This is a genomic window from Paraburkholderia sp. PGU19, from assembly GCF_013426915.1.
Taxonomy (GTDB): Bacteria; Pseudomonadota; Gammaproteobacteria; order Burkholderiales; family Burkholderiaceae; genus Paraburkholderia.
Map to the genome: position 1 here is coordinate 2,221,705 of NZ_AP023179.1, position 11,757 is coordinate 2,233,461.

Here is an 11,757-nt window from a genome sequence, read left to right on the forward strand (position 1 = left end):
TTGCATTCGCATGAGAATCATGACCGAAACGTCCCACACGCCATCGCCCGAGGTTAGCGAATACCAGCTGGGCGAGAGCGTCGGCTATCTGATCTCCCGCGTGAAATCGACCATGTCGAACCTCGTGACGCAACGCACGATGGCCGAACTCGGTATCACCAGCCAGCAGGCCAGCGTGCTGTTCATGGTTGCCAGCGGCAAATGCCTGCTCGCCGCCGAACTCGCTCGGGAATACGGCATCGACGCCAGCGCCGTCACGCGCCTGATCGATCGCCTCGAAAAACGCGGTCTGCTGACGCGGGTGCGCAGCGCTGAAGACCGGCGCGCCGTGCGCCTTGCGCTGACGGCCGAAGGTCACGCAATCGCCGCGCGCATGCCGGCTGTCTTCACCAGCGTGACCGAGAAACTGCTATCCGGCTTTTCGCCAGAGGAAACGGGATTCCTCAAAAGTCTTCTGAGACGGGTGCTCGCGAACAGCTGCGAAGTGGTCAGCGAAACCCGTGACTCGGCAAGCAATACCGATAACAAATCGTAAGAAATTAGTTGCATCGTCCATTATAGAAAAATGCCATTACACGCAAAGAGTCGAGCGATGAAATTCCTTTCCAGGCCCGCGCCCGCTTCGTCGTGCCGTGCGGCCGTCGCCGCAGCCGTGGCGGCGTTCGCCCTCGCCGGCTGCGCGAACTATTTCGATCTGAAGAACGACAACAAGATTGCGTCGACCTCGCAATTCGAAGCGTCGCAAAGCCTGCCCGCCGAAGGCGGCCAGTGGCCGGCGCTCGATTGGGCCGGCCAGTTCGGCGACCCGCAGTTGCCGAAGCTGATCGCGGAAGCGCTCGAAGGCAATCCGTCGATCGCGCAGGCGCAGGCGCGCATCGCGAAGGCTTCGTCCTATATCGAATCGTCGAAGTCGGCGCTTTATCCGAAGGTCGAGGGCAGCTATTCGTGGACCCGCGAGCTGTATTCCGCCAATGCGCTATTCCCGCCGCCCTACGGTGGGACGTGGTACAGCGAAAACAACGTGCTCGCCAGCGCGTCCTGGGATCTCGACTTGTGGGGTAAGAACCGCCAGCGGCTCGGCCAGGCCGTGTCGCAGGAAAAGGCAGCTGAGGCGGACATGCAGCAGGCGCGCGTGACCCTCGCAGCGTCGGTTGCGCGTACGTACAACTCGCTCGCGCAGTTGTATGCGCTGCGCGACATCGCCGAGCGCGAGATCAAGAATCGTCAGACGATCGGCGTCATTGCAAACGACCGCGTGAAAGCCGGCCTCGACACGAACGTCGAGCGTCAGACGGCCAACGGCAACATCGCGACAAGCCAGTCGAACCTGACGGAACTCGACGGCCAGATCACGACCACGCGCTACGAACTCGGCGCGCTGCTCGGCAAGGGGCCGGACCGCGGCCTGCAGATCGCCAAGCCGGTGTTCAACCCTGGCGGTGCCGTCACGCTGCCCGACAACGTACCCGCCGATCTCATCTCGCGCCGCCCGGACATCGTCGCCGCGCGCTGGCAGGTCGAAGCCGCGATGCACGACGTGAAGGAAGCGAAGGCTGAGTTCTTCCCGGACGTGAACCTCGCTGCCGGTTTCGGTTTCGATGCGTTCGGCTGGGGCAAATTCCTGACCTCGTCGAGCCGCCAGATCCAGTTCGGCCCGGCAATCCATCTGCCCATTTTCGACGCCGGCGCGCTGCGCTCGCAACTGAAGGGCCGCTACGCCGACTTCGACCTCGACATCGCAAACTACAACCAGACGCTCATCGGCGCGCTGTCAGACGTGGCCACGCAGATTTCGTCGATCCGCTCGCTGGATCACCAGCAAGGCGACGCGCAACGCGCGCTCGACGCGTCGACGAAAGCGTACGAGCTCGCCGTGATCCGCTACAAGGCGGGTCTCTCGCCACAATTGCAGGTGCTGACAGCCGATCAGAACCGCCTCTCCGCCGAACAGACCGTGACGAATCTGAAGATGCGCCGCCGCGATCTGCAGATCGCGCTGATCAAGGCGCTCGGCGGCGGTTTCGACGCGACGCAGACGGGCCTCATCGTGCCGACGGATGCTCCCGCTTCGTCGGCCTCGACGGCCCACGCGGCGAACTGAGCGCGCAATAGCCCCGGCACAAGCACAAGCACACGCACACCCGATTGCGATCCGAATAAACGATACAGACTGACAGAATCCGGAGCATATCCATGAGCACGCCCCAACAACCCGCGAACGCGCAGCCGGCCAGCAACGGCAAACGCAAGCGCATGATGACGCTGCTCGTCATCGTGATCCTGATTGCCGCGATCGCGTACGGCCTTTACTACTTCCTCGTCGCGCGTTTCCACGAAGAGACCGACGACGCGTACGTGAACGGTAACGTCGTGCAGATCACGCCGCAGGTGACGGGCACCGTCGTCGCCGTGAACGCGGACGACACGCAGACCGTCAAGGTCGGTGATCCGCTCGTCGTCCTCGATCCCGCGGACTCGCGCATCGCGCTGCAATCGGCGGAAGCGAATCTCGGCCAGGTCGTGCGCCAGGTGCGCGGCCTCTACGCCGACGACAGCCAGTACCAGGCGCAGGTCGCCGTGCGCCAGTCGGACCTGTCGCGCGCGCAGGACGATTTGAAGCGCCGCATGCAGGTCGCCCAGACGGGCGCTGTGTCGCAGGAAGAAATCTCGCACGCACGCGATGCCGTCAAGAGCGCACAAGCCGCGCTCGACGCGTCGCAGCAGCAACTCGCGTCCAACCGCGCGCTGACGGCGAACACGACGATCGCGAGCCACCCGAACGTGCAGGCCGCAGCCGCCAAGGTCCGCGACGCGTATCTGAACAACGCGCGCAACACGCTGCCCGCGCCCGTCACAGGCTACGTCGCGAAGCGCTCGGTGCAGGTCGGCCAGCGCGTCGCGCCGGGCAATCCGCTGATGGCGATCGTGCCGCTGAACGCCGTGTGGGTCGACGCGAACTTCAAGGAAGTGCAGCTCAAGCACATGCGCATCGGCCAGCCCGTCGAACTGACGGCGGACGTGTACGGCTCGTCGGTCAAGTATCAAGGCAAGGTGGTCGGCTTCTCGGCAGGTACGGGTTCGGCGTTCTCACTGCTGCCCGCTCAGAACGCGACGGGAAACTGGATCAAGGTCGTGCAGCGTCTGCCCGTGCGTATCGCGCTCGATCCGCAGGAACTGGAGAAGCATCCGCTGCGCATCGGCCTGTCGATGCAGGTCGAAGTGAGCATCAAGGACGACACGGGCGGCGAACTCGGCAGCGCGGTGAACACCGTGTATCAGACCAACGTGTTCGACAAGTACGGCGATCAGGCCGATGCGGAAATCGCCCGCATCATCACTGAAAACGCCGGCCCGAATGCAGGTCAGCCGCAGAAGGCGGGGACGGGATCGAAGACCGCGGCCAAGCTGATGTAAGCGGTACGCATCTGCCACGCATCTGCATTAGACAAGGTTCGAACAATAGATGGCTCAGTCTCAAGCGCAAGTCCCTCACCCGCCGCTCGAGGGCGCGCAACTGGTGATCGGCACCATCGCGGTGTCGCTCGCCGTTTTCATGAACGTGCTGGACACGTCGATTGCGAACGTGTCGATCCCGTCGATCTCCGGCGACCTCGGGGTGTCGTCCGACCAGGGCACGTGGGTGATCACGTCGTTCGCGGTCGCCAATGCGATCTCCGTGCCGCTCACCGGCTGGCTCACCGACCGCATCGGCCAGGTGCGCCTGTTCATGGCGTCGATCGTGTTGTTCGTGATCTCGTCGTGGATGTGCGGGCTCTCGCCGAATCTGCCGTTCCTGCTCGCCTCGCGCGTGCTGCAGGGCGCGGTGGCCGGTCCGATGATTCCGCTGTCGCAAACGCTGTTGCTCGCGAGTTATCCACGCGCGAAAGCGCCGATGGCGCTGTCCATGTGGGCGATGACGACATTGATCGCGCCCGTCGCCGGTCCTATTCTTGGTGGCTGGATTTCGGACAACATCTCGTGGCCGTGGATTTTCTACGTGAATATCCCGGTCGGGATCATCGCCGCGCTCGCCACATGGGCGATCTTCCGCAACCGCGATTCCGTCATTAAGAAGGCGCCGATCGATATGGTCGGTCTCGTGCTGCTGATCACGTGGGTCGGCTCGTTGCAGGTGATGCTCGACAAGGGCAAGGATCTCGACTGGTTCTCATCGACGACGGTCGTGGTGCTCGCGATCACGGCCGTGATCGCATTGGCGTTCTTTATCGTGTGGGAGTTGACGGACAAGCATCCTGTCGTTGATCTGTCGCTGTTCAAGCTGCGCAATTTCACGGGCGGCACGGTGGCGCTCGCGATCGGCTATGGCCTGTACTTCGGCAATCTCGTGCTGCTGCCGCTTTGGCTGCAAACCGACATTGGCTACACGGCGACGGACGCGGGTCTCGTGATGGCGCCTGTCGGCGTGTTCGCGATCATTCTTTCGCCGCTGACGGGCAAGATTTTGCCGCGCACCGATCCGCGCTATATCTCGACGGCGTCGTTTCTGGTGTTCGCGCTGTGTTTCTGGATGCGATCGCGTTATACGACGGGCGTCGATACCTATTCGCTAATGCTGCCGACGTTGATCCAGGGGATCGGTATGGCCGGGTTCTTCATTCCGCTCGTGTCGATCACGCTGTCGGGATTGCCGGGGAACCGGATTCCGGCGGCGTCGGGGCTGTCGAACTTCGTTCGAATCATGTGTGGCGGGATCGGCACGTCGATCTTCGAGACTGCGTGGGATCATCGATCGATTCTGCATCACGCCCAGTTGACCGAGCATGCGAATGCATATAACCCTGTGTTCAATCAATCGGTTACACAGATGAGTGGGCTCGGGCTGAATCAGTCGCAGGCGTATGGGCTCGTCAATTCGATGACGACGCAGCAGGCGGCGCAGCTTGGGGTGAATGATCTGTTTTATATTTCGGCGGGGATTTTTGTTGCGCTGATTGTGTTGATCTGGGTGACCAAGCCTGAGCGTGCGGGTGGTGGGGATTCGGCTGCTGCTGCGTCGGCGGCGCATTGAACAGACGCTTTTGATTTGCACTTCGGGCGGTTTGGTTTGCTTTTCGCTGGTATCCGCGTATTGCCTTCGTGGCACGGCCGGTTTGGTTGTTCTAGCCTTTGCGTTCGCATCCGCGTTTTGTGAGCTTGCTTCAAGCGTCGCCCCTGTGCGGGGCGACGCTTGAAGCACGAAGGCAAAACGCGGATGCCAGTGCAAAGGCAAAACCAAAACCAGACCGCGAAAGCGAAACCCTAACCCTAACTCACGATTAACCGCTCAGGCGCCAACACACCCTCACCCACTCTCGCGACCCCAAGCAGCTTGCCCTCACTCGCATAAACCCGCGTACGAGTAGCGTGAAGCACACTCTCATCAATAGAAAGATCAGCAAGCCGTAACCGCTGACCATGCAAAAACCGACGAGTCGCTTCAGCATCGAGCCGAACAGAAGGAAACGTCGACAGCAACGCATCAACCGGCTGAAGCCACGCATCGCGCTGGTCAGGCAGCGCATCGGACAGCGCATCCAGCGTCACCGAATTAGCAAGCGTCAACGCGCCGACGCCCGTGCGCCGCAGCATCACGAGATGCGCGCCGCAGCCGAGCGCCTCACCAATATCCTCGGCCAGCGTGCGGACATACGTGCCCTTGCTACACGTCACGCGAAACGTCACATCCGGCAACGCACATGCGATCAACTCCAGCGCATGAATGGTGACCTGACGCCCTTCGCGCTCGACAGTCTGCCCGGCGCGGGCGTACTCGTATAACGGCTTACCGTCGCGCTTGAGCGCTGAATACATCGGAGGCACCTGAACGATCTCGCCGCGAAATTGCGCAAGCGCCCTTTCGACAGCGCCCTGATCACACGTGACGTCGCGCGTTTCGATGGCTTCGCCTTCGGCATCGCCCGTCGTCGTGCGAATCCCGAGCCGCATCGTGGCTTCGTACGTCTTATCCGCTTCCAGCAGGTCTTGCGAAAACTTCGTCGCCTCACCAAAACAAAGCGGCAGAAGACCCGACGCGAGCGGATCGAGCGTGCCCGTGTGGCCCGCCTTCTTCGCGAGATACAGACGCTTTGCGCGGATCAACGCGTCGTTGCTCGACAGGCCCACCGGCTTGTCGAGCAGCAGCACGCCGTCCAGCGCGCGGCGCGGCACCTTGGGACGTTGATTCTGAGTCATATGTGCGCGTGCCTCGACCTGCGATCAGTCGTCTTTCGCGCGCGAAGCATTCGCTTCGTCGATCAGGCGCGACATCTCAACCGCCCGCTCGATCGTCTTGTCGTAGTGGAAATGCAGCGTCGGCACCGTGTGGATATGCAGGCGCTTGAACAGCAGGTTGTGCAAATGGCCCGCCGCGTGATTGAGCGCGTCCTGCGTCTGATGCGGGTCTCCCGTCAGCGTCGTGAAATAGACCTTCGCGTGGGCATAGTCAGGCGTCAGTTCGACGCTCTGAAACGTGACGATACCGATACGCGGGTCTTTGACCTCGCGGATCAGGTCGGACAGATCGCGTTGAATCTGATCGGCGATCTGCACATTGCGATTGGGAGAAGTACGTTTCTTAGGCATGGTGAATCCGTGATCCGTGCTGCCGGATAGCAAGATGTTCGTCGCGCATTCGGCGGCAGCGAGCCACGGACAAGTCGAACGCAAACGCGGCAAACACGACAAAACAGTCGATACAAAAACAAAGGGGCGGGACCGGGCTTCAGCGCCCCGCCCCGCCCCTGATGCGCTTGACGCCTGAATTACAGCGTACGCGCGACTTCCGTGACTTCGAAGACTTCGAACTGATCGCCTTCCTGGACGTCGTTGAAGTTCTTCACCGACATACCGCATTCGAAGCCCTGGCGCACTTCCTTGACGTCGTCCTTGAAGCGCTTGAGCGAATCGAGCTCGCCCGTGTGGATGACGACGTTGTTGCGCAGCACGCGCACCGACGACGAACGCTTGACCACACCGTCCGTGACCATACAGCCCGCCACCGTGCCGACCTTCGGCACCTTGAATACCTGACGGACTTCGACCATGCCGGTGACGACTTCGCGCTTCTCCGGCGCCAGCATGCCCGACATCGCCGCCTTCACCTCATCCACTGCGTCATAGATGATGTTGTAGTAACGGATGTCGATACCGTTGGTTTCCGCCAGCTTGCGCGCCTGCGCATCCGCACGCGTGTTGAAGCCGATGATGACCGCCTTCGACGCTGTCGCCAGATTGACGTCCGACTCGCTGATGCCACCGACCGCGCTGTGCACGATCTGCACGCGCACTTCGTCGTTCGACAGTTTGAGCAGCGACTGAACCAGCGCTTCCTGCGAACCTTGCACGTCGGCCTTGACGATGAGCGGCAGGTACTGCACTTCGCCTTCGCCCATCTGCTCGAGCATGTTTTCCAGCTTCGCGGCCTGCTGCTTCGCCAGCTTCACGTCGCGGAACTTGCCCTGACGGAACAGTGCGACTTCGCGTGCCTTGCGGTCGTCCGGCATGACGATGACTTCTTCGCCCGCCGCCGGCACTTCCGACAGACCCTGGATTTCGACCGGGATCGACGGACCTGCCGCCTTGGTCGGCTTGCCGGTTTCGTCGAGCATTGCACGCACGCGGCCGTAGGCGCTGCCTGCCAGCACGACGTCGCCGCGGTTCAGCGTACCCGACTGGACGAGGATCGTTGCAACCGGACCCTTACCCTTGTCGAGCTTCGCTTCGATCACGAGACCCTTGGCCGGTGCTTCGACAGGTGCCTTCAGTTCCAGCACTTCCGCCTGCAGCAGCACGTTTTCGAGCAGATCGTCGATACCCGCGCCCGTCTTGGCCGACACCGACACGAACGGCGAATCGCCGCCGTATTCTTCCGGCACCACGCCTTCCGCGACGAGTTCCTGCTTCACGCGGTCCGGATTCGCGTCCGGCTTGTCGATCTTGTTGATCGCGACGACGAGCGGTACGCCGCCTGCCTTCGCGTGCGAGATCGCTTCCTTCGTCTGCGGCATCACGCCGTCATCCGCCGCGACCACCAGAATCACGATGTCGGTTGCTTTCGCACCGCGTGCACGCATTGCCGTGAACGCTTCGTGACCCGGCGTGTCGAGGAACGTGATGACGCCGCGCGGCGTTTCGACGTGATACGCGCCGATGTGCTGCGTAATGCCGCCCGCTTCGCCCGCCGCAACCTTCGCGCGACGGATGTAGTCAAGCAGCGAGGTCTTGCCGTGGTCGACGTGACCCATGACCGTGACGACGGGAGGACGCGGCAGCAGCGGCGCGTCGGAGATTTCTCCTTCGACCAGCATCGCTTCCGGATCGTCCAGCTTCGCCGCGACGGCATGGTGGCCCAGTTCTTCGACGACGATCATCGCCGTTTCCTGGTCCAGCATCTGGTTGATCGTGACCATCTGGCCCAGCTTCATCATCACCTTGATGACTTCCGAAGCCTTCACCGACATCTTGTGCGCAAGGTCGGCCACCGTAATGGTTTCCGGCACATGCACTTCACGCACGATCGGTTCGGTCGGTGCCTGGAAGGTCGTGGCTTCCTGATGTTTGCCACGGCCCTTCGGACCGCCGCGCCAGCCGCGATCGACGCCGCCGCTCGTGTCGCCGCGTGTCTTGATGCCGCGGCGCTTCGCTGCGTCGTCCTGCCAGCCGCCCTTGCCGCCCGCCTTCTTCTTGTCGCCGCCGGGACCTGCCGGCTGCGTAGTCGCTGCCGGTTGTGCCGCGGTGGTCGCAGGTTTCTTCGCAGCCGGACGCGCCGACGTTTCGCCTGCCGGACGCGCCGGCTTGTGCAGCGTGCCCTTTGCTTCAGCGGGCTTGGCCGGTTCGGCGGGCTTCGGTGCCGGTTCCGGCGCCTTCACCTGCGCCTTGCGCGGCGTGTTCATCATTTCGCGGATCGCGCGTGCTTCGGCTTCCGCCTTGGCGCGGCGCTTCGCGATTTCTTCCTGTTCGATACGCGTCTTTTCGGCCTGCTCGCGTGCAGCGTCTTCGGCCTTCTTCGCCGCTTCGCGCTGCGCTGCGCGTTCTGCCGCCGCGCGCTCTTCGTCCTGCGACGACGCACGCTCCTGCTCGGCCTGCTCGCGAGCTGCCGCTTCGGCCACCGCCGCCGCGCGCTTCTTCGCCGCTTCCTCTTCGGCGCGGCGACGCTCCGCCTCGGCCGCCTGTTCGCGTGCCTGACGCTCGGATTCTTCAGCCGCGAGACGCTCCTGGCGCTCCTTCAGCTCCTGAGCCTGCTTCTCAAGCAGTTCCGCCTCGTGACGCGCTTCTTCCTCGCGACGCTGCAGTTCCTGATCTTCCGCTTCGACCACATTGTTCGATGCTTCCGCGCCTTGCTCGACGGCTTCGTCACGGCGGACGAACGTACGCTTCTTGCGCACCTCGACCTGAATGGTGCGAGCTTTACCCGTCGCGTCGGACTGCTTGATCTCCGACGTATGCCGCTTGGTCAGCGTGATCTTGCGCTTGTCGGCATCGTTCGAGCCGTGTGACTTGCGCAAGTGGTCAAGCAGACGCGCCTTGTCCGTTTCGGACAAGGCATCGTCCTCACTCGCTTTCTGAACACCCGCCGCGTGCAGCTGCTCGAGCAGCACGCCTGCAGGCATTTTCAGTTCCGCGGCAAATTGGGCTACGTTGTTACTCGCCATTCATTCCTCTTAATGCAAGGACCAATTCCTTGCGGTTAGCATCGGGTCATGCAGCCTTACGGCCGCGATCAGGTCAGTGGTTCATGGTCTTGGATCTCATTGAAACCAGTGTTCACGGGCCTTCATAATCAACGCCTTGGCGGCGTCTTCATTCATGCTGGTCATCTCAACCAGCTCGTCGACGGCCAGTTCTGCCAGCTCGTCGCGTGTATGGATCTGATGTTCAGCCAGCTTCGCGAACAGCTCGTCGTCCATACCGTCAAGGCTCTTCAGGTCGAGCGCAACGCCTTCGACCTTCTCCTCGTTCGCAATCGCCATCGTCAACAGTGCGTCACGCGCGCGGTTACGCAGCTCGTGAACCGTGTCTTCGTCGAATGCTTCGATTTCGAGCATCTCGTTGAGCGGCACGTATGCGATCTCTTCGAGACTCGTGAAACCTTCGTCGATCAGGATGTCGGCAACTTCTTCGTCGACATCGAGACGCGCCATGAACAGGTCGCGCAGTACGCTGCGTTCCTGGTTCTGCTTTTGCGCAGACTCGTCCGGCGTCATGATGTTGATCTGCCAGCCGGTCAGTTCGCTGGCAAGACGCACGTTCTGGCCGCTGCGGCCGATAGCGACGGCCAGTTCGTTTTCGTCGACGACGACGTCCATCGAATGCTTTTCTTCATCGACGACGATCGACTGGACGGCTGCCGGCGCGAGCGCGCCGATCACAAACTGGGCGGGATCTTCCGACCATAGCACGATGTCGACGTTTTCGCCACCGAGCTCGTTGCGCACGGCCTGCACGCGCGAGCCGCGAATGCCGACGCAGGTGCCGATGGGTCGATGCGCTTGTCGTACGCGACCACGCCGATCTTCGCGCGCACGCCCGGATCACGCGCAGCCGCCTTGATTTCCAGCAGGCCCTGCTCGATTTCCGGCACTTCCATTTCGAAGAGCTTCATCAGGAACTCGGGCGCCGTACGCGACAGTTCGATCTGCGGACCGCGCGCAGTGCGATCGACCTTGCCGATGTACGCGCGCACACGGTCGCCGACGCGCAGGTTTTCCTTCGGAATCAGCTGGTCGCGGCGCAGCAGCGCTTCGACACGGCCCGATTCGACGATGAAGTTGCCCTTGTCGAGACGCTTGACGGTGCCCGTCATGATGCTTTCGCCGCGCTCGAGGAAGTCGTTCAGGATCTGCTCGCGTTCCGCGTCGCGCACCTTCTGCAGGATCACCTGCTTGGCAGCTTGCGCGCCAATACGGCCGAATTCGATGGACGGAACGGGTTCTTCCAGGAAGTCGTCGATCTGTGCATCGGACTTCTGCTCACGCGCTTCGAACAGCAGGATTTCCTGATCCGGCTCCTGCAGCCCTGCTTCGTCGGGCACGACTTTCCAGCGACGGAACGTCTCGTGCTCGCCGCTTTCACGGTCGATATGAACGCGGATGTCCGCGTCTTCGTCGAAGAGTTTCTTGGATGCAGACGCGAGCGCTGCCTCGAGCGCGGCAAACACCACGTCCTTGTCGACATTTTTTTCGCGTGCCAGCGCATCCACCAGCATCAACACTTCGCGACTCATTGTTTGCGGCTCCTAAAGTCAACTTTCGGAACGAGGCGTGCCTTGTCGATATCCGCGAGCGTGAAATCCAGCATCGCGGCGCCTTCCTTCCCTTCAAATTCCAGACCGATCGTTTCGCCTTCGGGCGCATGCAGGATGCCCCGGTACGATTTCCGTCCGTCCAATGGCTTTTTCAATGTGATGACCGCCTGGCTGCCCGCGAAGCGTTCGAAGTCCGCCAGTTTTTTCAGCGGACGGTCGAGACCCGGCGACGAAACTTCAAGACGCTCGTAATCGATGTTTTCGACCGTCAGAACGTGCTGGAGCTGACGGGTAACTTTTTCGCAGTCTTCGATCCCGATGCCGGCGGGCTGGTCGATATACACGCACAGCATGCCGCGCCCGGTGCGCTCGAGATCGACGAGCTCATAGCCGAGGCCCACGACCGTGGTTTCAATCAGTTCCGTCAGTTGCACAGTGCCCTCTAAGATGTTCGCGCTGCAACCTTCGCGATACACCCGCGAGCTGCGCGCCAAGCCGGCGCACGTTCGTGCTAC

At 62.1% G+C, this 11,757-nt stretch carries 8 protein-coding genes and 1 pseudogene; 4 read left to right on the top strand and 5 right to left on the bottom strand.

The window, feature by feature from the left end:
• The first annotated feature begins 19 nt into the window (after window positions 1–19).
• The 4 genes from H1204_RS10175 (at window position 20) to H1204_RS10190 (ending at window position 5,029) form a co-directional block, all read left to right on the top strand.
• Window positions 20–535, top strand: a complete 516-nt coding sequence (locus H1204_RS10175) for a MarR family winged helix-turn-helix transcriptional regulator (protein ID WP_180728203.1) — start codon at window positions 20–22, stop codon at window positions 533–535.
• A gap of 57 nt (window positions 536–592) precedes the next feature.
• Window positions 593–2,101: an efflux transporter outer membrane subunit gene (locus H1204_RS10180; protein WP_180728204.1), complete on the top strand. Its 1,509-nt coding sequence runs from the start codon at window positions 593–595 to the stop codon at window positions 2,099–2,101.
• A gap of 92 nt (window positions 2,102–2,193) precedes the next feature.
• A complete protein-coding gene (locus tag H1204_RS10185; RefSeq protein ID WP_180728205.1) occupies window positions 2,194–3,414 on the top strand; it encodes an EmrA/EmrK family multidrug efflux transporter periplasmic adaptor subunit in 1,221 nt (406 codons plus the stop codon).
• A 49-nt stretch (window positions 3,415–3,463) separates the two neighbouring features.
• Window positions 3,464–5,029 (top strand): DHA2 family efflux MFS transporter permease subunit, encoded by a 1,566-nt coding sequence (locus tag H1204_RS10190; RefSeq protein WP_180728206.1) that lies wholly within the window; start codon window positions 3,464–3,466, stop codon window positions 5,027–5,029.
• 236 nt (window positions 5,030–5,265) lie between these two features.
• Here the strand turns inward: H1204_RS10190 and truB are convergent, their stop codons facing one another.
• From truB to rimP, 5 genes and pseudogenes are all read right to left on the bottom strand, one after another.
• A complete protein-coding gene (gene truB, locus H1204_RS10195; protein ID WP_180728207.1) occupies window positions 5,266–6,192 on the bottom strand; it encodes a tRNA pseudouridine(55) synthase TruB in 927 nt (308 codons plus the stop codon).
• A gap of 24 nt (window positions 6,193–6,216) precedes the next feature.
• The gene (rbfA, locus tag H1204_RS10200; protein ID WP_036005647.1) at window positions 6,217–6,582 is read right to left on the bottom strand and encodes a 30S ribosome-binding factor RbfA; all 366 of its coding nucleotides are present in this window, start codon (window positions 6,580–6,582) and stop codon (window positions 6,217–6,219) included.
• A 179-nt stretch (window positions 6,583–6,761) separates the two neighbouring features.
• A complete protein-coding gene (gene infB, locus H1204_RS10205; protein ID WP_180728208.1) occupies window positions 6,762–9,650 on the bottom strand; it encodes a translation initiation factor IF-2 in 2,889 nt (962 codons plus the stop codon).
• Window positions 9,651–9,746: 96 nt separating this feature from the next.
• A pseudogene (gene nusA / locus H1204_RS10210) lies at window positions 9,747–11,221 on the bottom strand (transcription termination factor NusA).
• Window positions 11,218–11,676, bottom strand: coding sequence for a ribosome maturation factor RimP (gene rimP, locus H1204_RS10215; RefSeq protein WP_180730925.1), 459 nt, complete (start codon window positions 11,674–11,676; stop codon window positions 11,218–11,220). Before rimP ends, nusA begins: the two are co-directional and overlap by 4 nt.
• Window positions 11,677–11,757: the final 81 nt, after the last annotated feature.